This is a genomic window from Enterobacter sp. SLBN-59 (genome assembly GCF_024807915.1).
GTDB lineage: Bacteria > Pseudomonadota > Gammaproteobacteria > Enterobacterales > Enterobacteriaceae > Enterobacter > Enterobacter asburiae_B.
Genome location: NZ_JANUFI010000001.1, coordinates 1,657,809 through 1,680,495, shown reverse-complemented (window position 1 = coordinate 1,680,495; position 22,687 = coordinate 1,657,809). Strand labels below are relative to the sequence as shown.

The 22,687-nt window shown below is 55.4% G+C and carries 21 protein-coding genes; 20 read left to right on the top strand and 1 reads right to left on the bottom strand.

The annotated features are described in order from the left end of the window. Window positions 1-522 precede the first annotated feature (522 nt). The 6 genes from phrB to nei are packed head-to-tail and all read left to right on the top strand — an operon-like array spanning window position 523 to window position 5,824. Window positions 523-1,935: a deoxyribodipyrimidine photo-lyase gene (phrB, locus tag M2422_RS07980; RefSeq protein ID WP_064673653.1), complete on the top strand. Its 1,413-nt coding sequence runs from the start codon at window positions 523-525 to the stop codon at window positions 1,933-1,935. A 10-nt stretch (window positions 1,936-1,945) separates the two neighbouring features. Next, entirely contained in the window at window positions 1,946-2,689 is a 744-nt protein-coding gene (locus M2422_RS07975; RefSeq protein ID WP_064673654.1) for a type 2 GTP cyclohydrolase I, read from the top strand. A 14-nt stretch (window positions 2,690-2,703) separates the two neighbouring features. Then, window positions 2,704-3,360 carry a 5-oxoprolinase subunit PxpB gene (pxpB, locus tag M2422_RS07970; protein WP_045887708.1) on the top strand — a complete coding sequence of 219 codons (657 nt, stop codon included), beginning with the start codon at window positions 2,704-2,706 and terminating at the stop codon, window positions 3,358-3,360. Further along, window positions 3,354-4,286 carry a 5-oxoprolinase subunit PxpC gene (pxpC, locus tag M2422_RS07965; protein ID WP_033144949.1) on the top strand — a complete coding sequence of 311 codons (933 nt, stop codon included), beginning with the start codon at window positions 3,354-3,356 and terminating at the stop codon, window positions 4,284-4,286. Before pxpB ends, pxpC begins: the two co-directional genes overlap by 7 nt. Next, window positions 4,273-5,013: a 5-oxoprolinase subunit PxpA gene (pxpA, locus tag M2422_RS07960; protein ID WP_064673655.1), complete on the top strand. Its 741-nt coding sequence runs from the start codon at window positions 4,273-4,275 to the stop codon at window positions 5,011-5,013. Before pxpC ends, pxpA begins: the two co-directional genes overlap by 14 nt. Window positions 5,014-5,032: 19 nt before the next feature. Continuing rightward, window positions 5,033-5,824 (top strand): endonuclease VIII, encoded by a 792-nt coding sequence (gene nei, locus M2422_RS07955; protein ID WP_048981065.1) that lies wholly within the window; start codon window positions 5,033-5,035, stop codon window positions 5,822-5,824. A 152-nt stretch (window positions 5,825-5,976) separates the two neighbouring features. On the opposite strand, the gene M2422_RS07950 is transcribed toward nei, so the two are convergent. Further along, on the bottom strand, window positions 5,977-7,260 hold the full coding sequence (locus tag M2422_RS07950) for a citrate synthase (RefSeq protein ID WP_023334930.1): 1,284 nt from the start codon (window positions 7,258-7,260) through the stop codon (window positions 5,977-5,979). Between the two features lie 639 nt (window positions 7,261-7,899). On the opposite strand from M2422_RS07950, the gene sdhC reads away from it, so the two are divergent. The 14 genes from sdhC (at window position 7,900) to tolQ (ending at window position 22,687) form a co-directional block, all read left to right on the top strand. Next, on the top strand, window positions 7,900-8,304 hold the full coding sequence (gene sdhC, locus M2422_RS07945) for a succinate dehydrogenase cytochrome b556 subunit (protein WP_020684965.1): 405 nt from the start codon (window positions 7,900-7,902) through the stop codon (window positions 8,302-8,304). After that, entirely contained in the window at window positions 8,298-8,645 is a 348-nt protein-coding gene (gene sdhD / locus M2422_RS07940) for a succinate dehydrogenase membrane anchor subunit (protein ID WP_008501088.1), read from the top strand. Before sdhC ends, sdhD begins: the two co-directional genes overlap by 7 nt. Further along, complete coding sequence (sdhA, locus tag M2422_RS07935; RefSeq protein ID WP_023310789.1) at window positions 8,645-10,411, top strand: succinate dehydrogenase flavoprotein subunit; 1,767 nt, start codon at window positions 8,645-8,647, stop codon at window positions 10,409-10,411. The genes sdhD and sdhA overlap by 1 nt, the downstream gene beginning before the upstream one ends. 15 nt (window positions 10,412-10,426) lie before the next feature. Next, the gene (gene sdhB, locus M2422_RS07930) at window positions 10,427-11,143 is read left to right on the top strand and encodes a succinate dehydrogenase iron-sulfur subunit SdhB (RefSeq protein ID WP_008501090.1); all 717 of its coding nucleotides are present in this window, start codon (window positions 10,427-10,429) and stop codon (window positions 11,141-11,143) included. A gap of 266 nt (window positions 11,144-11,409) precedes the next feature. After that, window positions 11,410-14,217 carry a 2-oxoglutarate dehydrogenase E1 component gene (gene sucA, locus M2422_RS07925; protein WP_033144953.1) on the top strand — a complete coding sequence of 936 codons (2,808 nt, stop codon included), beginning with the start codon at window positions 11,410-11,412 and terminating at the stop codon, window positions 14,215-14,217. Between the two features lie 14 nt (window positions 14,218-14,231). Then, complete coding sequence (gene odhB / locus M2422_RS07920; RefSeq protein WP_008501093.1) at window positions 14,232-15,452, top strand: 2-oxoglutarate dehydrogenase complex dihydrolipoyllysine-residue succinyltransferase; 1,221 nt, start codon at window positions 14,232-14,234, stop codon at window positions 15,450-15,452. Window positions 15,453-15,535: 83 nt separating this feature from the next. After that, window positions 15,536-16,702 carry an ADP-forming succinate--CoA ligase subunit beta gene (gene sucC / locus M2422_RS07915; protein ID WP_023310791.1) on the top strand — a complete coding sequence of 389 codons (1,167 nt, stop codon included), beginning with the start codon at window positions 15,536-15,538 and terminating at the stop codon, window positions 16,700-16,702. Further along, the gene (gene sucD / locus M2422_RS07910) at window positions 16,702-17,571 is read left to right on the top strand and encodes a succinate--CoA ligase subunit alpha (RefSeq protein WP_008501094.1); all 870 of its coding nucleotides are present in this window, start codon (window positions 16,702-16,704) and stop codon (window positions 17,569-17,571) included. The genes sucC and sucD overlap by 1 nt, the downstream gene beginning before the upstream one ends. 732 nt (window positions 17,572-18,303) lie before the next feature. Next, entirely contained in the window at window positions 18,304-19,872 is a 1,569-nt protein-coding gene (cydA, locus tag M2422_RS07905) for a cytochrome ubiquinol oxidase subunit I (protein WP_023310795.1), read from the top strand. Between the two features lie 15 nt (window positions 19,873-19,887). Further along, entirely contained in the window at window positions 19,888-21,027 is a 1,140-nt protein-coding gene (gene cydB, locus M2422_RS07900; RefSeq protein ID WP_047061368.1) for a cytochrome d ubiquinol oxidase subunit II, read from the top strand. Between the two features lie 14 nt (window positions 21,028-21,041). Further along, a complete protein-coding gene (gene cydX / locus M2422_RS07895) occupies window positions 21,042-21,155 on the top strand; it encodes a cytochrome bd-I oxidase subunit CydX (protein WP_003858598.1) in 114 nt (37 codons plus the stop codon). Continuing rightward, on the top strand, window positions 21,155-21,445 hold the full coding sequence (gene ybgE / locus M2422_RS07890) for a cyd operon protein YbgE (protein WP_014831116.1): 291 nt from the start codon (window positions 21,155-21,157) through the stop codon (window positions 21,443-21,445). Before cydX ends, ybgE begins: the two co-directional genes overlap by 1 nt. A gap of 148 nt (window positions 21,446-21,593) precedes the next feature. After that, entirely contained in the window at window positions 21,594-21,998 is a 405-nt protein-coding gene (gene ybgC, locus M2422_RS07885; RefSeq protein ID WP_003858593.1) for a tol-pal system-associated acyl-CoA thioesterase, read from the top strand. Further along, window positions 21,995-22,687, top strand: coding sequence for a Tol-Pal system protein TolQ (tolQ, locus tag M2422_RS07880; RefSeq protein WP_008501101.1), 693 nt, complete (start codon window positions 21,995-21,997; stop codon window positions 22,685-22,687). Before ybgC ends, tolQ begins: the two co-directional genes overlap by 4 nt.

Here is a 22,687-nt window from a genome sequence, read left to right as displayed (position 1 = left end):
CCGTTGGGTGGTCTTGCAGCCCCTACCCGGGATTTTTATCATACCCTCCTGTAAGCAGATGGCAATCCCTCGAAGCCTTTATAAATTCCTAATTTTATTTGAGTATCTTACCTTCGCAGCGGATGTTAATTATTATGCTGCGTCCCTTTCCGCCATCTCGCAAATGGGCATCGGTCCTGGGAAAGGTGTATTTACAGCCGTAAAGCAGCCCGCCTACCCGGGCTTGTGTCCACCGACTTATCACCGGTGGTGAACGGTGGAGCGGTTAGCAGGAAGGACCGCATAATGAAACGCTATTTTTGCATCGCGTTCATTGTCGCCAGCGTACTCGTTGTAAAGAGCGATGAACCTAATGGGTTTGTCGCGTTAACCACGATAGCGCAGGACAAGTAGCGCTAAGGCCGCCTCGGGCGGCCTTTTTTATTTCATCCCGTCTACACTTCATGGCAAAGTAGTTCAATGCATGCTTTTTCCTTTTACGGCATGCCCTTACGGACATAATGGATAATTGCCTGGAGTTTTATGCCCACCCATCTGGTTTGGTTTCGCGCGGACCTGCGCGTACATGACAACATCGCCCTTGCGGCAGCCTGCCGCGCCAAAGACGCTAACGTACTGGCCCTGTTTATGGCCACGCCCGAGCAGTGGCGGCAGCACGATATGGCCCCCCGGCAGGCGGCCTTGCTCCGGGCGTATCTGAACGATCTGCAGCACTCGCTCGCTGGAAAAGGCATACCGCTTCTCTATAAAGAGGTGAGTGATTTTGCCGCACAGCTTCAGACGGTGCAGGAGATCTGTAAGCAGCACAACGTCACGCATCTTTTTTACAACTATCAGTACGAATTCAACGAACAGCAGCGCGACCGTCAGCTGGAGAAGATGCTGGAAGGGGTGGTCTGTGAAGGGTTTGATGACAGCGTGATGCTGGCACCGGGCAGCGTGATGACCGGCAACCACGAGATGTATAAAGTTTTTACGCCGTTCAAAAATGCCTTTATCAAACGTCTGAAAGAGGCGCTGCCGGAGTGCGTTGCCGCGCCTGCCGTACGAGGCGAAGCCATAAAGGATCTGCCTGAGCTGACGTTTGATTACCCTCAGCAGCCGTTTGATGAAACGCTGTTCCCCGCCGATGAGAAAGCGGCAATCGCTCAACTGCGCCAGTTCTGCAAGCAGGACGCGGGATATTACGACGCGCGTCGGGATTTTCCCGCCATCGAGGGCACCAGCCGCCTGTCGGCCTGTCTGGCGCTGGGCGCGATCTCACCGCGCCAGTGTTTGCATCGTCTGCTGGCGGAGCAGCCGCAGGCGTTGGAGGGCGGCGCAGGGTCCGTCTGGCTGAATGAACTTATCTGGCGCGAGTTTTATCGCCATCTGATGACCTTTCATCCGGGTTTGTGTAAGCATCGGCCCTTCATTGGCTGGACCGATAATGTAAAGTGGCAATCGAATGATAAGCAGCTTAAAGCCTGGCAAAGCGGGCAGACGGGTTACCCGATAGTCGATGCCGCCATGCGTCAGCTTAACGAGACGGGGTGGATGCATAACCGCCTGCGGATGATTACCGCCAGCTTTCTGGTGAAGGATCTGCTTATCGACTGGCGTATCGGAGAGCGCTATTTTATCTCTCAGCTGATCGATGGCGATCTCGCCGCGAATAACGGCGGCTGGCAGTGGGCAGCCTCTACCGGCACCGATGCCGCGCCCTATTTCCGGATTTTTAATCCGACCACGCAGGGGCAAAAATTTGATGCGGACGGCGAGTTTATCCTCCGCTGGGTTCCTGAACTTAACGGTATACCTGCTAAAGCGATCCACGAACCGTGGGCATGGGCGGATAAACAGCGTGTAAAGCTGAATTACCCTCGTCCGATTGTCGACCATAAACAGGCGCGTGTCGCCACGCTGGCGGCGTACGAAGCTGCCCGCAAAGCATAAGAGAGTGATGATGAAAAACAGCGAACTGGAAAGCCTGATTAACGAAAAACTGAACAGTACCTCTTTCAGCGATTACGGCCCGAACGGGCTCCAGGTTGAAGGTCGTGAGACGGTGCAAAAAATTATCACCGGCGTGACGGCAAGCCAGGCGCTGCTGGACGAGGCCGTTCGTCAGAACGCCGACGCGGTGATTGTTCATCACGGTTACTTCTGGAAAAACGAATCGCCGATTATTCGCGGGATGAAGCGCAATCGTCTGAAAACGCTGCTGGCTAATGACATCAACCTGTACGGCTATCATCTGCCGCTGGATGCGCACCCGGAGCTCGGCAACAACGTCCAGCTGGCGCAGCTACTGGGGATTACCGTGATGGGGGAAATTGAACCGCTGGTGCCGTGGGGCGAGCTGGCGATGCCGATTCCGGGGCTGGAGCTGGCATCGTGGATTGAAGCGCGCCTGGGCCGTCGTCCGCTGTGGAGCGGTGATACCGGTCCGGATACGGTGAAGCGTGTCGCATGGTGTACCGGTGGCGGTCAGGGCTTTATCGACAGCGCCGCGCGTTTCGGCGTCGATGCTTTTATCACCGGCGAGGTTTCCGAGCAGACCATTCATTCGGCGCGTGAACAGGGGCTGCATTTTTATGCGGCTGGCCATCATGCCACCGAGCGCGGCGGCATTCGCGCCCTCAGCGAGTGGCTGACGGAAAATACCGGTCTGGATGTGACCTTTATTGATATCCCTAACCCAGCCTGACGAGAGGTAGTTAAGTGCAGCGAGCGCGTTGTTATCTTCTGGGTGAAACCGCCGTGGTTCTGGAGCTTGAACCACCGGTGACGCTTGCCACGCAAAAGCGTATCTGGCGGCTGACCCAGCGTCTGGCCGAACTACCGGAGGTGGTTGAAGCCATTCCGGGGATGAATAACATCACCGTGGTGCTGCGTAGCCCGCATACCCTGGCGCTGGATGCCATTGAGCGTTTGCAGCGCTGGTGGGAAGAGAGCGAGGCGCTGGAGCCGGAATCGCGCGCCATTGAGATCCCGGTCGTTTATGGCGGTACGGGTGGGCCGGATCTTGGCGTGGTGGCAGATCACTGCGGATTAACAGAAAAGCAGGTTGTTGAGCTGCACAGCTCGGTTGACTACGTGGTCTGGTTCCTGGGATTTCAGCCCGGGTTCCCGTATCTGGGCGGATTATCTCCCCGGCTGCATACGCCACGCCGTGCCGAGCCGCGCCTGAGCGTGCCGGCGGGAACGGTGGCTATCGGCGGCGAGCAGACCGGCGTTTATCCGCTGACATCGCCCGGCGGCTGGCAGCTTATTGGGCATACCGCTACACCGTTATTTGAACCCGGGCTGGAGACGCCAATACTCCTGCGTCCCGGCGATACCCTTCGCTTTATCCCGCAGAAGGAGGGGGTATGTTAACGCTTATTCGCGCCGGTCTTTACACCTCCGTACAGGATGCCGGGCGCTTTGGTCTTCGCCAGTCGGGCGTGAGCTACTGCGGTGCGCTTGACCGTCCTTCGCTGGAGATTGCCAACCTGCTTGTGGGCAACCCAGGCAGCACGGCGGCGCTAGAAATTACGCTGGGTCAGTGTGTAATTGAGTTTGGTCAGGAGACCTGGTTTGCCTTAACCGGCGCAGGGTGTGATGCGACGCTGGATGGCAAAGCGGTGTGGACCGGCTGGCGGCTGCGGGCGAAAGCCGGGCAGCGCCTGACGCTCAAACGTCCGCTGCACGGCGTGCGTAGCTATCTCGCGGTGGCTGGCGGCATCGACGTGCCGGAGGTATTGGGTTCATCCAGTACCGATCAAAAAGCCGGGATCGGCGGTCACGAAGGACGTTTGTTGCGCGACGGCGATCGGCTGGCAATCAAAGCCTCCGCGCGCCATTTCTCGACCACGCAGGGCGTAAAACAGCTGCTGTGGGGAAACCAGATCCGCGCCTTACCGGGGCCGGAATATCACGAGTTTGACGAGGCTTCTAAAGAGTCCTTCTGGCGCGCGCCGTGGAAGATCAGCCCGCAGAGCAACCGCATGGGCTACCGCCTGCAGGGTCAGCCGCTGACCCGCACGACGGACCGGGAACTGCTCTCCCACGGTTTATTGCCGGGGGTTATTCAGGTGCCGGGGAACGGTCAGCCCATCGTGTTAATGAACGATGCGCAAACTACCGGCGGTTATCCGCGAATTGCCTGCATCATTGAAGCGGATCGCTACCATCTGGCGCAAATTCCCCTCGGTCAGCCGATTCACTTCGTGCAGTGTTCGCTGGAGGAGGCGCTAAAAGCGCGGCAGGATCAGCAGCGTTATCTCGAACAGCTGGCGTGGAGGCTTGATGGTAAAGATTGATTTGAACGCCGATCTGGGGGAGGGAAGCCGCGCTGATGCGGAACTGATGACCCTGGTCACCTCGGTCAATATCGCCTGCGGCTTTCACGCGGGCGATGCGCAAACCATGCTGGAGAGCGTGCGTAATGCCATTAAAAACGGCGTCGCGATTGGGGCTCACCCCAGCTTTCCCGATCGGGAAAACTTTGGCCGTACGGCGATGGATCTGCCCCCTGAGACGGTCTACGCGCAGGTGCTCTACCAGATCGGCGCGCTGGAGGCGATGGTGCGCGCCCAGAACGGCGTGATGCGCCACGTGAAGCCGCACGGCATGCTTTACAACCAGGCGGCGAAAGATGCGGATCTGGCGGACGCCATTGCCCGCGCGGTGCGGGACTGCAGCCCGCAGCTGATCCTTGTGGGTCTGGCGGGCAGCGAGCTGATTCGCGCCGGACAACGGCTGGGGCTGACCACGCGTCAGGAAGTGTTTGCCGATCGGGGATACCAGCCGGACGGCAGCCTGGTGCCGCGGACGCAGGCCGGGGCGCTGATTACCGATGAAGGCAAAGCGCTGGCGCAGACGCTGGATATGGTGCGCGCCGGGCGGGTGATCGCCGTGGATGGAACACCGGCAAACGTTCAGGCCGATACGGTATGTTTACACGGCGACGGCGAGCATGCGCTCCAGTTCGCGCGCCGCTTGCGGGCAGCGTTCTCTGAAGAGGGCATCCTCGTCAGCGCCGAATAATGACGATAAGGACACAAAAATGCCTGAAGGTCCGGAGATCCGCCGCGCGGCGGATAGCCTGGAGGCGGCGATAAAGGGCAAACCCCTGACGGATGTCTGGTTTGCTTTTCCTCAACTGAAACCGTTTGAATCACAGCTGGTGGGCCAGACGGTGACCCATATTGAAACGCGCGGCAAGGCCTTGCTCACGCACTTTTCCCATAACCTGACGTTATATAGCCATAACCAGCTTTACGGCGTCTGGCGCGTGGTGGAGGCGGACGAGCAGCCGCAAACCACCCGCGTGCTGCGCGTCAGGCTGCAAACGGCGGATAAGGCGATCCTGCTCTATAGCGCGTCGGATATCGAAATGTTAACGCCGGAGCAGCTGCTGACGCACCCGTTCCTGCAGCGGGTCGGGCCGGACGTGCTGGACATGCGCCTGACGGCAAGCGACGTGAAGGCCCGGCTGCTATCCCCAAAATTCCGCAACCGGCAGTTTTCCGGGTTATTGCTCGATCAGGCTTTCCTGGCTGGCTTAGGCAACTATTTGCGGGTTGAAATCTTATGGGAAGTCGGGCTGGCGCCGCAGCATAAAGCGTCTCAGCTGAGCGATGAACAGCTGGAGGCGTTATCCCACGCGCTGCTGGATATTCCGCGGCTGTCGTACAACACGCGCGGCGTGGTGGATGAGAACACGCATCACGGGGCGCTGTTCCGGTTCAAGGTGTTTCATCGGGCGGGGAAAAAGTGCGAGCGATGTGGCGGGATTATCGACAGGATTATGCTCTCTTCCAGACCTTTTTACTGGTGTCCACACTGTCAAAAATAAAAAAGCCGGGCGGCGGCTCCGCCTTACCCGGCCTACATTTTTGCCAGCAATAAAAGTAAAACGGTAACCCATGGGTTACCGTTTTTAAGGTGTTCACCCTCTCCCTGTGGGAGAGGGCCGGGGTGAGGGCATCAGGCCGCACCCAACTTCTGTTAGCGCTTAATATCAGACTTAAAATCACGCTGCTCGTAGCCGGTGTACAGCTGACGAGGACGGGCGATTTTCATGCCTTCGCTGTGCATTTCGTTCCAGTGCGCAATCCAGCCTACGGTACGGGCCATGGCGAAGATCACGGTGAACATGGAAGACGGAATGCCCATCGCTTTCAGAATAATGCCAGAGTAGAAATCGACGTTCGGGTAGAGTTTCTTCTCGATGAAGTACGGGTCGTTCAGCGCGATGTGTTCGAGCTCCATCGCCACTTCCAGCAGATCATCTTTGGTACCCAGCTCTTTCAGCACTTCGTGGCAGGTCTCACGCATGACGGTGGCGCGCGGGTCATAGTTTTTGTAAACACGGTGACCGAAGCCCATCAGGCGGAAGGAGTCATTCTTGTCTTTCGCACGACGCACGAACTCAGGAATGTGCTCAACGGTGCTGATCTCTTCCAGCATCTTCAGTGCCGCTTCGTTCGCGCCACCGTGCGCCGGTCCCCACAGGGAGGCGATGCCCGCAGCGATACAGGCGAACGGGTTCGCGCCTGAAGAGCCCGCGGTACGGACGGTAGAAGTAGAGGCGTTTTGTTCATGGTCAGCGTGCAGGATCAGAATACGGTCCATCGCGCGTTCCAGCACCGGGTTCACTTCGTACTCTTCGCACGGCGTGGAGAACATCATGCGCAGGAAGTTACCCGCATAGGAGAGGTCGTTGCGAGGATACACAAACGGCTGGCCGATGGAGTATTTGTAACACATCGCCGCCATGGTAGGCATTTTGGACAGCAGGCGGAACGCCGCGATATCGCGGTGACGCGGGTTATTCACGTCAAGGGAGTCGTGGTAGAACGCCGCCAGCGCACCAGTGATACCGCACATCACCGCCATCGGGTGAGAGTCACGGCGGAACGCATGGAACAGACGGGTAATCTGCTCATGGATCATGGTGTGACGGGTCACGGTGGTTTTGAATTCATCGTACTGTGCCTGCGTCGGTTTTTCGCCGTTCAGCAGGATGTAGCACACTTCCAGATAGTTGGATTCGGTGGCTAACTGATCGATGGGGAAGCCGCGATGGAGCAGGATACCTTCGTCACCGTCAATGTAGGTGATTTTGGATTCGCAAGATGCGGTAGAGGTAAATCCAGGGTCAAAGGTGAATACACCTTTAGAGCCCAGCGTACGGATATCAATAACATCCTGACCGAGCGTGCCTTTTAGCACATCCAGTTCAATAGCAGTGTCACCATTTAGGGTGAGCGTTGCCTTTGTATCAGCCATTTACGGTCTCCTTAGCGCCTTATGCTTAAGACTGCGCTTTACCGGATTTGCTTTCAGCTGTTAATCACCGTTACCAGATTGTTATTTGGCTTACCGCTCAGCTCACGAGGACAAACCAGGGTACAGAGCTATGGCGCCTTGCAGGTAAACGAATGAAATATCAGTGAAACAACAGCAAATCAGCGTTTTTGCAGTCCGAATTATTCAAACCTGTATATCACTAATAACTGTCCTGATAACTTCGGTCAATACCATCACACTGTTACATAACTATTTGTCAGGTGAAAGAGAGACCTCATAACTTTTGCGCATTATATGCCTTTTCTGATGACGTTTGTAACAATATTGTTTAACATTTGTCAAATCAGATGATTAAAAATTAAAAAGATGTTGTTATCGTGACCCTGATCACTGTTCCAGAGAAAACCCGACAAACTGTATGTAGGTTAATTGTAATGATTTTGTGAACGGCCTATACTGCCGCCAGGTCTCCGGAACACCCTGCAATCCCGAGCCACCCAGCGTTGTAACGTGTCGTTTAAACATCTGGAAGCAGTGTTTTGCATGACGCGCAGTTATAGAAAAGGAACGCTGCTTGACCCGCATCGCAGTCCGGAGGAAGGAAACAATAAGAACAGCATGTGGGCGTTATTCATGATAAGAAATGTGAAAAAACAAAGACCTGTCAATCTGGATCTCAAAACGATCCGGTTCCCTGTAACAGCAATAGCGTCCATTCTGCACCGTGTTTCTGGTGTGATTACGTTTGTGGCGGTCGGTATTTTGCTGTGGTTACTGGGCACCAGCCTCTCTTCCCCTGAAGGATTCCTCCAGGCCTCCGCCATCATGAACAGCTTCTTCGTGAAATTCATCATGTGGGGCATTCTGACCGCGCTGGCGTACCACGTCGTCGTCGGTGTTCGCCATATGCTGATGGACTTTGGCTACTTGGAAGAGACTTTCGAAGCCGGGAAACGCTCCGCTAACATTTCATTTGTGATTACTGTCGTGCTTTCACTTCTCGCAGGAGTTCTCGTATGGTAAGCAACGCCTCCGCATTAGGACGCAACGGCGTACATGACTTCATTCTGGTCCGTGCTACCGCCATCGTTCTCACTCTTTACATCATCTATATGATCGGTTTCTTCGCGACCAGCGGCACGCTGACGTGGGAAATCTGGAGTGGGTTCTTCGGATCCGCCTTCACCAAAGTGTTCACCCTGCTGGCTCTGTTCTCCATCCTTATTCATGCCTGGATTGGTATGTGGCAGGTGTTGACCGATTACGTTAAACCGCTGGCGATTCGCCTCCCACTGCAGCTGGCCATTGTTGTTGCACTGGTGGTTTACGTTATTTATGGATTCGTTGTGGTGTGGGGTGTGTAATGAAACTGCCAGTCAGAGAATTTGATGCTGTTGTAATTGGCGCCGGTGGCGCAGGTATGCGTGCCGCACTGCAAATTTCCCAGAGCGGCCAGACCTGTGCGCTGCTCTCTAAAGTTTTCCCGACCCGTTCCCACACTGTGTCTGCGCAGGGCGGTATCACCGTTGCGCTGGGTAACTCCCATGAAGATAACTGGGAATGGCACATGTACGACACGGTAAAAGGTTCCGACTACATCGGCGACCAGGATGCCATCGAATATATGTGTAAAACCGGCCCGGAAGCGATTCTGGAGCTGGACCACATGGGTCTGCCGTTCTCCCGTCTGGAAAATGGCACCATCTATCAGCGTCCGTTTGGCGGCCAGTCGAAAAACTTCGGCGGCGAGCAGGCGGCACGTACCGCGGCGGCGGCTGACCGTACCGGTCACGCACTGCTGCACACCCTGTATCAGCAGAACCTGAAAAACCATACCACCATCTTCTCCGAGTGGTACGCGCTGGATCTGGTGAAAAACGCCGATGGCGCAATCGTCGGCTGTACTGCGCTGTGCATCGAAACCGGTGAAGTGGTTTACTTCAAAGCCCGCGCTACCGTGCTGGCTACCGGCGGCGCAGGCCGTATCTATCAGTCCACTACCAACGCCCACATCAACACCGGTGACGGTGTCGGTATGGCTATCCGCGCGGGCGTGCCGGTGCAGGATATGGAGATGTGGCAGTTCCACCCAACCGGTATCGCCGGTGCGGGCGTTCTGGTAACAGAAGGCTGCCGCGGTGAAGGGGGCTACCTGCTGAACAAGCACGGCGAGCGCTTCATGGAGCGTTATGCCCCGAATGCGAAAGACCTGGCGGGTCGTGACGTGGTGGCGCGTTCCATCATGATCGAAATCCGTGAAGGCCGCGGCTGTGACGGCCCATGGGGTCCACACGCCAAGCTGAAGCTCGACCATCTGGGTAAAGAAGTTCTGGAGTCCCGTCTGCCGGGCATCCTGGAGCTGTCCCGCACCTTCGCACACGTCGACCCGGTGAAAGAGCCGATTCCGGTTATCCCAACCTGCCACTACATGATGGGCGGTATTCCTACCAAAGTGACCGGTCAGGCGCTGACCGTAAACGAGCAGGGCGAAGACGTGGTCATTCCTGGCCTGTTCGCGGTAGGCGAAATTGCCTGCGTATCCGTACACGGTGCAAACCGTCTGGGCGGCAACTCCCTGCTGGACCTGGTGGTGTTTGGTCGTGCAGTCGGTCTGCATCTGCAGGAATCCATTGCCGAGCAGGGCGCGCTGCGTGACGCAACCGACGACGAAATTGATGCCTCTCTTGAGCGCCTCAACCGCTGGAACGGTAACCGTAACGGCGAAGATCCGGTGGAAATCCGTAAAGCGCTGCAGGAATGCATGCAGCACAACTTCTCGGTATTCCGCGAAGGCGACGCGATGGCCAAAGGTCTTGAGCAGCTGAAAGCGATCCGCGAGCGTCTGAAAAATGCCCGTCTGGACGACACCTCCAGCGAATTCAACACCCAGCGCGTTGAGTGCCTGGAGCTGGATAACCTGATGGAAACCGCGTTCGCGACGGCGATGTCGGCAAACTTCCGTACCGAAAGCCGTGGCGCGCATAGCCGCTTCGACTTCCCGGATCGTGATGACGAAAACTGGCTGTGCCATTCCCTGTATCTGCCAGAGTCGGAATCCATGACGCGTCGTAGCGTCAACATGGAACCGAAACTGCGTCCGGCGTTCCCGCCGAAGATTCGTACTTACTAATGCGGAGACAGGATAATGAAACTCGAATTCTCAGTTTATCGTTATAACCCGGATGTTGATGACGCTCCGCGTATGCAGGACTACACCCTGGAAGCGGAAGAAGGTCGCGACATGATGCTGCTGGATGCCTTAATCCAGCTGAAAGAAAAAGATCCTACGCTGTCGTTCCGCCGCTCCTGCCGTGAAGGGGTTTGTGGCTCTGACGGTGTGAACATGAACGGCAAAAATGGCCTGGCCTGCATCACGCCAATTTCAGCGCTGCAGCGTCCTGGTCAGAAAATTGTTATCCGTCCTCTGCCAGGCCTGCCGGTCGTGCGTGATTTGGTGGTAGACATGGGGCAATTCTATGCACAATATGAGAAGATTAAGCCTTACTTATTGAATAATGGGCAAAATCCACCCGCTCGCGAGCACTTACAGTCTCCTGAGCAGCGTGAAAAACTCGATGGGTTGTACGAGTGTATTCTCTGCGCATGCTGTTCAACGTCCTGCCCGTCGTTCTGGTGGAACCCGGACAAGTTTATCGGCCCGGCCGGTCTGCTGGCTGCCTATCGCTTCCTGATCGATAGCCGCGACACCGAAACCGATAGCCGTCTGGAAGGGCTGAGTGACGCTTTCAGCGTATTCCGCTGCCATAGCATCATGAACTGCGTCAGTGTGTGTCCGAAGGGGCTGAACCCGACGCGCGCCATCGGCCATATTAAGTCGATGCTGTTGCAGCGCAGTGCGTAAGTAGTGAGAGGGGAGCGCTGTTCCCCTCACCCTAACCCTCTCCCCAAGGGAGAGGGGACAGATTGCAGGAAATCTTTAAAAACTGCCGACGGCATTCCCCCTCTCCCTTAGGGAGAGGGTAGGGGTGAGGGTAAAGACCCTTAGACAGTTTCTAAAGGTTCCTTCGCGGGCCACAAAGAGCTCGCAGGTGAACCCCGGCACGTACACGTGGTGTGCGTGGTAGTTTCTACGGCGAAAGTAAGCATAAAAATGCTTAAGGGATCACGATGCAGAACGGCGCAATGAAAGCCTGGCTGGACTCTTCTTTCCTTTCTGGTGCAAACCAGAGCTGGATTGAACAGCTCTATGAAGACTTCTTAACCGATCCTGACTCAGTGGACGCAAACTGGCGTTCCATGTTCCAGCAGTTGCCTGGCACAGGGGTCAAACCGGATCAATTCCATTCCAAAACACGTGATTATTTCCGTCGTCTGGCGAAGGATGCCTCACGTTACTCTTCTGCGATTTCCGACCCTGACACTAATGCGAAGCAGGTTAAAGTCCTGCAGCTTATCAACGCTTATCGCTTCCGCGGTCACCAGCATGCGAATCTCGATCCGCTGGGACTGTGGCAGCAAGACCGTGTGGCCGATCTCGATCCGGCGTATCACGATCTGACCGAGGCCGATTTCCAGGAAAGCTTTAACGTAGGTTCCTTTGCCATCGGCAAAGACACGATGAAGCTGGGCGATCTGATTGACGCGCTCAAGCAAACCTACTGCGGCTCCATCGGCGCGGAATACATGCACATTACCTCTACCGAAGAGAAACGCTGGATCCAGCAGCGCATCGAATCCGTAGCGGGCCACGCGACCTTCTCGGCTGACGAGAAAAAACGCTTCCTGAACGAACTGACCGCAGCGGAAGGGCTTGAGCGCTATCTGGGCGCGAAATTCCCGGGCGCAAAACGCTTCTCGCTGGAAGGCGGCGACGCGCTGGTGCCGATGCTCAAAGAGCTGATTCGTCACGCAGGCAAGAGCGGCACCCGTGAAGTGGTACTAGGCATGGCGCACCGTGGTCGTCTGAACGTGCTGGTCAACGTGCTGGGTAAAAAACCGCAGGACCTGTTCGACGAATTCGCGGGCAAACATAAAGAACACCTCGGCACCGGCGACGTGAAGTACCACATGGGCTTCTCGTCGGATATCGAAACCGAAGGCGGTCTGGTTCACCTGGCTCTGGCGTTTAACCCGTCACACCTGGAAATCGTTAGCCCGGTGGTTATCGGTTCCGTGCGTGCGCGTCTGGATCGTCTGGACGAACCGAGCAGCAATAAAGTGCTGCCAATTACCATCCACGGCGATGCGGCGGTAACAGGGCAGGGCGTGGTTCAGGAAACCCTGAACATGTCGAAAGCGCGTGGTTATGAAGTGGGCGGTACCGTTCGCATCGTGATCAACAACCAGGTGGGCTTTACCACTTCTAACCCGCTTGACGCGCGTTCTACCCCGTACTGCACCGACATCGGTAAGATGGTGCAGGCGCCAATCTTCCACGTTAACGCGGATGACCCGGAAGCCGTTGCTTTCGTTACCCGTCTGGCGCTGGACTTCCGTAATACCTTTAAACGCGATGTGTTCATTGACCTCTTCTGCTACCGCCGTCACGGCCACAACGAAGCGGACGAGCCAAGTGCAACCCAGCCGTTGATGTATCAGAAAATCAAAAAACACCCGACCCCGCGCAAAATCTATGCTGACAAGCTGGAGAGCGACAAAGTGACGACGCTGGAAGATGCGACCGAAATGGTCAACCTCTACCGCGACGCGCTGGATGCGGGTGAATGCGTGGTGAAAGAGCTGCGCCCGATGAACATGCACTCCTTTACCTGGTCGCCGTACCTCAACCACGAGTGGGATGAGAGCTACCCGAACAAGGTTGAGATGAAGCGCCTGCAGGAGCTGGCTAAACGCATCAGCACCGTACCGGACGCTATCGAGATGCAGTCTCGCGTGGCGAAAATCTACGCTGACCGTCAGTCCATGGCGGCAGGCGAGAAGCTGTTCGACTGGGGCGGCGCGGAAACGCTGGCTTACGCAACGCTGGTTGACGAAGGCATTCCTGTTCGTCTGTCCGGTGAAGATGCGGGCCGTGGGACCTTCTTCCACCGTCACGCGGTTGTTCACAACCAGTCCAACGGTTCAACCTACACCCCGCTGCAGCACGTGCACAACGGTCAGGGCCAGTTCAAGGTCTGGGACTCCGTGCTGTCTGAAGAAGCGGTTCTGGCCTTCGAATACGGTTATGCCACCGCTGAACCACGCACCCTGACCATCTGGGAAGCGCAGTTCGGTGACTTCGCCAACGGTGCGCAGGTGGTTATCGACCAGTTCATCTCCTCCGGCGAGCAGAAGTGGGGCCGCATGTGTGGCCTGGTAATGCTGCTGCCGCACGGTTATGAAGGTCAGGGTCCGGAGCACTCCTCCGCGCGTCTGGAACGTTATCTGCAGCTCTGCGCCGAGCAGAACATGCAGGTCTGCGTGCCGTCCACCCCGGCTCAGGTCTACCACATGCTGCGTCGTCAGGCACTGCGCGGTATGCGCCGTCCGCTGGTGGTCATGTCGCCGAAATCCCTGCTGCGTCACCCGCTGGCGGTGTCGAGCCTGGAAGAACTGGCGAACGGAACCTTCCTGCCAGCCATCGGTGAAATTGACGAGCTGGATCCGCAGGGGGTGAAGCGCGTGGTGATGTGTTCTGGTAAGGTTTATTACGACCTGCTGGAACAGCGCCGCAAGAACGATCAGAAAGATGTCGCCATCGTGCGTATCGAACAGCTTTATCCGTTCCCGCATCAGGCGATGCAGGAAGTGCTGAAACAATATGCTCACGTACATGATTTTGTCTGGTGCCAGGAAGAGCCGCTCAACCAGGGCGCATGGTACTGCAGCCAGCATCATTTCCGTGAAGTGATTCCATTTGGGTCAGCCCTGCGTTATGCAGGTCGCCCGGCCTCCGCCTCTCCGGCGGTAGGGTATATGTCCGTTCACCAGAAGCAGCAACAAGATCTGGTCAATGACGCGCTGAACGTCGATTAATTAAAGGATACAAAATGAGTAGCGTAGATATTCTTGTTCCCGACCTGCCTGAATCCGTAGCAGATGCGACCGTCGCTACCTGGCACAAAAAACCAGGCGATGCCGTTAAGCGCGATGAAGTGCTGGTAGAAATCGAAACTGACAAAGTGGTACTGGAAGTACCGGCTTCGGCGGATGGCGTTCTGGACGCGGTGCTGGAAGATGAAGGTACCACCGTAACCTCTCGTCAGATCCTGGGTCGCCTGCGTGAAGGCAACAGCGCGGGCAAAGAGTCCAGCGCGAAATCTGAAGAGAAAGCCTCTACGCCGGCTCAGCGCCAGCAGGCTTCTCTGGAAGAACAGTCTAACGACGCTCTCAGCCCGGCGATCCGTCGCCTGCTGGCTGAACACAGCCTTGACCCGGCAGCCATCAAAGGCACCGGTGTGGGCGGTCGTCTGACCCGCGAAGACATCGACAAACACCTGGCGAAAGCGCCAGCTCAGGCAGAAGCGAAAGCCCCTGCGGCAGCACCAGCAGCGCAGCCTGCTCTGGGTGCCCGCAGCGAAAAACGCGTGCCAATGACTCGCCTGCGCAAGCGCGTGGCCGAGCGTCTGCTGGAAGCGAAAAACTCCACCGCGATGCTGACCACCTTCAACGAAGTGAACATGAAGCCAATCATGGATCTGCGCAAGCAGTACGGTGACGCGTTTGAAAAACGTCACGGTATCCGTCTGGGCTTTATGTCCTTCTACGTGAAGGCGGTAGTTGAAGCGCTGAAACGCTACCCGGAAGTGAACGCGTCTATTGACGGCGATGACGTGGTTTACCACAACTATTTCGACGTCAGCATGGCGGTTTCTACTCCACGCGGCCTGGTCACCCCGGTTCTGCGTGATGTGGATACCCTGGGTATGGCTGACATCGAGAAAAACATTAAAGAGCTGGCTGTAAAAGGCCGCGACGGCAAGCTGACCGTAGACGACCTGACCGGCGGTAACTTCACCATTACCAACGGCGGCGTATTCGGCTCGCTGATGTCTACCCCGATCATTAACCCGCCGCAGAGCGCGATCCTGGGTATGCATGCCATTAAAGATCGCCCTATGGCGGTAGACGGTAAAGTTGAGATCCTGCCGATGATGTACCTGGCGCTCTCGTACGATCACCGCCTGATCGACGGCCGCGAGTCCGTGGGCTTCCTGGTCGCGATTAAAGAGCTGCTGGAAGATCCAACCCGTCTGCTGCTGGACGTCTAGTTTTGCAGTCTTGCCCGGCGGCGTATGGCTGCCGGGCCAATAAAAGCACGACCTAACGATTACCTGAAGGATGGATAGAACACATGAACTTACATGAATATCAGGCCAAACAGCTGTTTGCCCGGTATGGCTTACCGGCTCCGGTGGGTTATGCCTGTACTACCCCGCGTGAAGCAGAAGAAGCCGCATCTAAAATCGGTTCCGGCCCTTGGGTAGTTAAGTGTCAGGTTCACGCTGGTGGCCGTGGTAAAGCGGGCGGTGTGAAGGTTGTTAAGAGCAAAGAAGAGATTCGTGCGTTTGCTGAACATTGGCTCGGCAAGCGTCTGGTAACGTACCAGACAGATGCGAATGGCCAGCCGGTTAACCAGATCCTGGTTGAAGCGGCGACCGACATCGCAAAAGAACTGTACCTGGGCGCGGTTGTTGACCGTAGCTCCCGTCGCGTGGTGTTCATGGCGTCTACCGAAGGCGGCGTGGAAATCGAAAAAGTGGCGGAAGAGACCCCGCACCTGATCCACAAAGTGGCAATCGATCCGCTGGCGGGCCCAATGCCTTACCAGGGTCGCGAGCTGGCGTTCAAACTGGGCCTGGAAGGCAAGCTGGTTCAGCAGTTCACCAAGATCTTCATGGGGCTGGCGAACATCTTCCTGGAGCGCGACCTGGCGCTGATCGAGATCAACCCGCTGGTGATCACCACCCAGGGCGACCTGATCTGCCTTGACGGCAAGCTGGGCGCTGACGGTAACGCGCTGTTCCGCCAGTCCGATCTGCGCGAAATGCGCGATCAGTCTCAGGAAGATCCGCGTGAAGCGCAGGCTGCACAGTGGGAGCTGAACTACGTGGCGCTGGACGGCAACATCGGCTGCATGGTTAACGGTGCGGGCCTGGCAATGGGCACCATGGACATCGTTAAGCTGCACGGCGGTGAGCCAGCAAACTTCCTCGACGTAGGCGGTGGCGCAACCAAAGAGCGCGTAACCGAAGCGTTCAAAATCATCCTCTCTGACGACAACGTGAAGGCCGTTCTGGTTAACATCTTCGGCGGCATCGTTCGTTGCGACCTGATCGCCGACGGTATCATCGGTGCGGTAGAAGAAGTGGGCGTGAACGTTCCGGTGGTTGTGCGTCTGGAAGGTAACAACGCTGAACTCGGCGCGAAAAAACTGGCTGACAGCGGCCTGAATATTATTGCAGCGAAAAGTCTGACGGATGCAGCTCAGCAGGTTGTTGCCGCAGTGGAGGGGAAATAATGTCAGTTTTAATTAATAAAGATACCAAGGTTATCTGCCAGGGCTTCACCGGTAGCCAGGGGACTTTCCACTCCGAACAGGCGATTGCCTACGGCACGCAGATGGTTGGCGGCGTAACGCCAGGTAAAGGCGGCACCACGCATCTGGGCCTGCCGGTATTCAACACCGTGCGTGAAGCCGTTGAAGCGACGGGCGCAACCGCGACCGTGATCTACGTTCCGGCACCGTTCTGCAAAGACTCCATTCTGGAAGCGATCGACGCAGGCATCAAGCTGATCATCACCATCACTGAAGGCATCCCGACGCTGGATATGCTGACCGTGAAGGTGAAGCTGGATGAAGCAGGCGTGCGCATGATCGGCCCGAACTGCCCTGGCGTTATCACCCCGGGCGAATGCAAAATCGGCATCATGCCGGGCCACATTCACAAGCCGGGGAAAGTGGGCATCGTGTCCCGTTCCGGTACGCTGACCTATGAAGCTGTGAAGCAGACCACCGATTACGGCTTCGGCCAGTCCACCTGCGTGGGCATCGGCGGTGACCCGATCCCTGGCTCTAACTTCATCGACATCCTGAAGCTGTTCCAGGAAGATCCACAGACCGAAGCGATCGTGATGATCGGTGAGATCGGTGGTAGCGCGGAAGAAGAAGCCGCTGCTTACATCAAAGAACACGTGACCAAGCCAGTTGTCGGTTACATCGCGGGTGTGACCGCGCCGAAAGGCAAGCGTATGGGTCACGCAGGCGCGATCATCGCCGGTGGTAAGGGTACGGCTGATGAGAAATTCGCAGCGCTGGAAGCCGCAGGCGTGAAAACCGTTCGCAGCCTGGCGGATATCGGCGAAGCACTGAAATCCATCATTAAGTAAGTCCTCTCTGCTCCCCGAAAGGGGGGCGTTGAAGTATAAAAATGTCCGTTTCGACATGGTTGGCCGCTGTAAAGCGGCCTTTTTTATTGCCTGCCGGGCATCATGCAATAGTCACTAAATGGTGTTAATTAGAGAGGGGGAAAAAGTAAAATAATTGTTATTTATTTACCTTAAAGAGAGCGGATGGAAAAAAACGAAAAAACGCACTAAAATTTATGTCCTGAATAAATTAGGCATTCGGGCTTCTGAGTTAATAAAAATCAATTCTGTTTATATTCATCAATCGACTTGATAACCTTAATTGTATTTTATATACATATCTTTAACATGGTTTTTACTATGTTCACCGCATCAAAACACATTTAACACAACGGATTGTTTTTGATTTAAATCAATGTTTAATCCTTGGAAAAACCCATCAAAAGGCGGTAAATTGTCCCCGATCAAAATGGCCGAAAAGTGGTAATTTTGCTATAAATTGATCGCCGTCGAAAAACGTAAATGTGATTCAATAAAAACCTGTTTATTGTAAGGGTTTTGCAGCGTATTATATTTGCGGGATCAATTTGAGTTTTTTATTAACGTATTTGTAACCTCACGTCATCGTTTTTATCCTCCTTCAGGGTAATAACGACGACAAGGATGCGAATAATTTGTATTGGGGCATGCGTGTGGATCTCTCTCTGACGGGGTTCACTCTCGGAGTCTTCATGCGATGAGCAAGGAGTCATGATGTTAGATATAGTCGAACTGTCGCGCTTACAGTTTGCCTTGACCGCGATGTACCACTTCCTGTTTGTGCCACTGACGCTCGGTATGGCGTTCCTGCTGGCCATTATGGAAACGGTATACGTTCTCTCCGGCAAACAGATTTATAAAGATATGACCAAGTTCTGGGGCAAGTTATTTGGTATCAACTTCGCGCTGGGCGTGGCAACCGGTTTGACCATGGAGTTCCAGTTCGGGACTAACTGGTCTTACTATTCCCACTATGTCGGGGATATCTTCGGTGCGCCGCTGGCCATTGAAGGTCTGATGGCATTCTTCCTCGAATCCACCTTTGTAGGTCTGTTCTTCTTCGGCTGGGACCGTCTGGGTAAAGTCCAGCATATGGCGGTGACCTGGCTGGTGGCATTAGGTTCGAACCTGTCCGCGCTGTGGATTCTGGTGGCGAACGGCTGGATGCAGAACCCTATCGCGTCTGATTTCAACTTCGAAACCATGCGTATGGAGATGGTCAGCTTTGCCGAGCTGGTCCTGAACCCGGTTGCACAGGTTAAATTCGTTCACACCGTCGCTTCTGGCTACGTGTGCGGCGCGATGTTTGTACTGGGCATCAGCTCTTACTACATGCTGCGCGGTCGTGACTTCGCGTTTGCTAAGCGCTCCTTTGCTATCGCTGCAAGCTTCGGTATGGCTGCAATCCTCTCTGTTATCGTTCTGGGTGATGAATCCGGTTACGAAATGGGTGACGTGCAGAAAACCAAACTGGCCGCCATCGAAGCCGAATGGGAAACCCAACCGGCGCCTGCTGCCTTTACGCTGTTCGGTATTCCGGATCAGGACGCGCAGGAAAACCGCTTCGCCATTCAGATCCCTTATGCGCTGGGTATCATCGCCACCCGTTCTGTTGATAAGCAGGTGACCGGTCTGAAAGAGCTGATGGTTCAGCACGAAGAGCGTATCCGTAACGGTATGAAAGCTTACTCGCTGCTGGAACAGCTGCGTGCCGGTTCTACCGACCAGGCCGTTCGCGACCAGTTCAACAACGTGAAGAAAGATCTGGGTTACGGTTTGCTGTTGAAGCGTTATACCCCGAACGTTTCTGATGCGACAGAAGCGCAGATCCAGATGGCAACCAAAGATTCGATTCCACGCGTTGCGCCACTGTACTTCGCATTCCGTATCATGGTGGGCTGCGGCATCATCATGCTGCTGATCATTGCGGCGTCCTTCTGGTCCGTGATTCGTAACCGCATCGGCGAGAAAAAATGGCTGCTGCGCACCGCGCTGTACGGTATTCCACTGCCGTGGATCGCGATCGAATCCGGCTGGTTTGTTGCGGAGTACGGCCGTCAGCCATGGGCGATTGGTGAGGTACTGCCAACGGCGGTAGCGAACTCGTCCCTGACAGCGGGCGACCTGATCTTCTCCATGCTGCTGATTTGTGGTCTGTACACCCTGTTCCTGGTGGCTGAACTGTTCCTGATGTTCAAGTTCGCGCGCCTTGGCCCAAGCAGCCTGAAAACCGGTCGCTATCACTACGAGCAGTCCACTGCGACTACTCAGCCGGCACGCTAAGACAGGAGTCATCAAATGATCGATTATGAAGTATTGCGTTTTATCTGGTGGCTGCTGGTTGGCGTTCTGCTGATCGGTTTTGCCGTCACGGATGGTTTCGACATGGGGGTGGGGATGCTCACCCGTTTCCTCGGTCGTAATGACACCGAGCGTCGAATCATGATCAACTCCATCGCCCCTCACTGGGACGGTAACCAGGTGTGGCTGATCACCGCTGGCGGCGCGCTGTTCGCTGCCTGGCCGATGGTCTACGCGGCTGCGTTCTCCGGCTTCTACGTGGCGATGATTCTGGTGCTGGCCTCTTTATTCTTCCGTCCGGTTGGTTTCGACTACCGTTCCAAGATTGAAGACACCCGCTGGCGCAACATGTGGGACTGGGGCATCTTCATCGGTAGCTTCGTTCCACCGCTGGTGATCGGCGTGGCGTTCGGTAACCTGCTGCAGGGCGTACCGTTCCACCTGGACGAATACATGCGTCTTTACTACACCGGTAACTTCTTCCAGCTGCTGAATCCGTTTGGCCTGCTGGCCGGCGTGGTGAGCGTGGCGATGATCATCACTCAGGGCGCAACCTATCTGCAGATGCGTACGGTTGGTGAACTGCACCTGCGTTCTCGCGCGACGGCTCAGGTCGCTGCGCTGGTGACGCTGGTCTGCTTCGCACTGGCCGGTGTGTGGGTGGTGTACGGCATTGATGGTTATGTGGTGACCTCTGCAATTAACCACTCGGCACCGTCTAACCCGCTGACCAAAGAAGTGGCGCGTCAGGCTGGCGCATGGCTGGTGAACTTCAATAACACCCCTGCGCTGTGGGCGATCCCGGCTCTGGGCGTATTGCTGCCGCTGCTGACCGTGTTGACGTCTCGTCTGGAGAAAGGCGCGCTGGCGTTCGTGTTCTCTTCGCTGACCCTGGCGTGCATCATCCTGACGGCGGGTATTGCGATGTTCCCATTCGTCATGCCATCCAGCACCATGCTGAATGCTAGCCTGACCATGTGGGACGCAACGTCCAGCCAGCTGACGCTGAACCTGATGACGTATGTTGCTTGCGTGTTCGTACCGATTATCCTGCTCTACACCACCTGGTGTTACTGGAAAATGTTCGGTCGCATCACTAAAGAACATATCGAAAGCAACACCCACTCTATGTACTAAGTAAGGAGCTGAATATGTGGTATTTCGCATGGATTTTAGGGACGCTTCTTGCCTGTGCATTTGGTGTCATCACTGCCCTGGCGCTTGAGCACGTCGAAGCGACCAAAGCGGGTGAAGAAAAACACTGATGAATATTATCGCGACGCTTTACGCGGTAATGGACAAGCGCCCGTTACGGGCGCTTTCTTTAGTGATGGCATTACTGCTGGCAGGTTGTATCTTCTGGGACCCTTCGCGCTTTGCAGCGAAAACCAGCGAGCTTGAAATCTGGCACGGCTTTCTCATTATGTGGGCGGTCTGTGCAGGTGTGATCCACGGCGTCGGCTTTCGTCCGAAAGCCATTCACTGGCAGGGAATTTTTTGCCCGCTGATTGCCGATCTGGTGCTTCTCGCCGGTTTGATTTTCTTCTTCTTCTGAATAAGAAATGTCCGTTAACGTTATGGGCTTACCCGAGCCCATAAAAATTTACTCTCCGTTTACTTTCTCCCATTCCCAACCCTCTTTCCCGCGCGTATAGTAGCGAAGTTTAAAAGCATTAACTTTTGTTGCATTACCGGGATGTAAAGTGAATACAACGCTGTTTCGATGGCCGGTTCGTGTCTATTACGAAGATACCGATGCCGGTGGTGTGGTTTACCACGCCAGCTACGTTGCTTTTTATGAACGGGCACGCACAGAGATGCTGCGCCATCATCACTTTAGTCAACAGGTGCTGTTGGCTGAGCGAGTTGCCTTCGTGGTACGCAAGATGACGCTTGAGTATTTTGCGCCTGCCAGACTCGACGATATGCTCGAAGTCCAAACTGAAATTACATCAATGCGCGGGACCTCACTGGTTTTCACGCAGCGGATAGTCAACGCAGAGAATACCGTACTGAACTCAGCTGAAGTGCTGATTGTTTGTGTTGATCCAACCATAATGAAGCCTCGTGCGCTTCCTAAGTCTATTGTCGCGGAGTTTAAGCAGTGACTGACATGAATATCCTTGATTTGTTCCTGAAGGCAAGCCTTCTGGTTAAACTTATCATGTTGATTTTGATTGGTTTTTCAATCGCATCCTGGGCCATCATCATCCAGAGAACGCGTATCCTCAATGCCGCTGGCCGTGAAGCTGAAGCGTTTGAAGATAAGTTCTGGTCGGGTATTGAGCTTTCTCGTCTGTATCAGGAAAGCCAGGGACGCCGTGAAAACCTTACAGGCTCCGAGCAAATTTTTTATAGCGGTTTCAAAGAGTTTGCTCGTCTGCATCGTGCAAACAATCATGCGCCGGAAGCGGTTGTAGAAGGTGCCTCGCGTGCGATGCGTATCTCTATGAACCGTGAGCTGGAAAATCTCGAAACGCATATTCCATTCCTCGGCACTGTCGGTTCCATCAGCCCGTATATCGGCCTGTTTGGTACCGTGTGGGGGATCATGCACGCCTTTATCGCGCTGGGCGCGGTGAAGCAGGCGACGTTGCAGATGGTTGCACCGGGTATCGCTGAAGCACTGATTGCGACCGCTATCGGTCTGTTTGCGGCAATTCCTGCGGTTATGGCTTACAACCGTCTGAACCAGCGCGTGAACAAACTGGAACTGAACTACGACAACTTTATGGAAGAGTTCACTGCGATTCTGCACCGTCAGGCGTTTACCAGCACCGAGAGCAACAAGGGGTAA

Bases quoted from the DNA above. Each gene is read 5' to 3' on its own strand.
- odhB (WP_008501093.1), top strand. From the start codon at position 14,232: ATGAGTAGCGTAGATATTCTTGTTCCCGACCTGCCTGAATCCGTAGCA.
- M2422_RS07950 (WP_023334930.1), bottom strand. From the start codon at position 7,260: ATGGCTGATACAAAGGCAACGCTCACCCTAAATGGTGACACTGCTATT.
- sdhD (WP_008501088.1), top strand. From the start codon at position 8,298: ATGGTAAGCAACGCCTCCGCATTAGGACGCAACGGCGTACATGACTTC.
- nei (WP_048981065.1), top strand. From the start codon at position 5,033: ATGCCTGAAGGTCCGGAGATCCGCCGCGCGGCGGATAGCCTGGAGGCG.
- sucD (WP_008501094.1), top strand. From the start codon at position 16,702: ATGTCAGTTTTAATTAATAAAGATACCAAGGTTATCTGCCAGGGCTTC.
- cydX (WP_003858598.1), top strand. From the start codon at position 21,042: ATGTGGTATTTCGCATGGATTTTAGGGACGCTTCTTGCCTGTGCATTT.
- sucC (WP_023310791.1), top strand. From the start codon at position 15,536: ATGAACTTACATGAATATCAGGCCAAACAGCTGTTTGCCCGGTATGGC.
- sucA (WP_033144953.1), top strand. From the start codon at position 11,410: ATGCAGAACGGCGCAATGAAAGCCTGGCTGGACTCTTCTTTCCTTTCT.
- pxpA (WP_064673655.1), top strand. From the start codon at position 4,273: ATGGTAAAGATTGATTTGAACGCCGATCTGGGGGAGGGAAGCCGCGCT.
- sdhB (WP_008501090.1), top strand. From the start codon at position 10,427: ATGAAACTCGAATTCTCAGTTTATCGTTATAACCCGGATGTTGATGAC.
- sdhA (WP_023310789.1), top strand. From the start codon at position 8,645: ATGAAACTGCCAGTCAGAGAATTTGATGCTGTTGTAATTGGCGCCGGT.
- pxpC (WP_033144949.1), top strand. From the start codon at position 3,354: ATGTTAACGCTTATTCGCGCCGGTCTTTACACCTCCGTACAGGATGCC.
- M2422_RS07975 (WP_064673654.1), top strand. From the start codon at position 1,946: ATGAAAAACAGCGAACTGGAAAGCCTGATTAACGAAAAACTGAACAGT.
- phrB (WP_064673653.1), top strand. From the start codon at position 523: ATGCCCACCCATCTGGTTTGGTTTCGCGCGGACCTGCGCGTACATGAC.
- cydB (WP_047061368.1), top strand. From the start codon at position 19,888: ATGATCGATTATGAAGTATTGCGTTTTATCTGGTGGCTGCTGGTTGGC.
- ybgE (WP_014831116.1), top strand. From the start codon at position 21,155: ATGAATATTATCGCGACGCTTTACGCGGTAATGGACAAGCGCCCGTTA.
- sdhC (WP_020684965.1), top strand. From the start codon at position 7,900: ATGTGGGCGTTATTCATGATAAGAAATGTGAAAAAACAAAGACCTGTC.
- cydA (WP_023310795.1), top strand. From the start codon at position 18,304: ATGTTAGATATAGTCGAACTGTCGCGCTTACAGTTTGCCTTGACCGCG.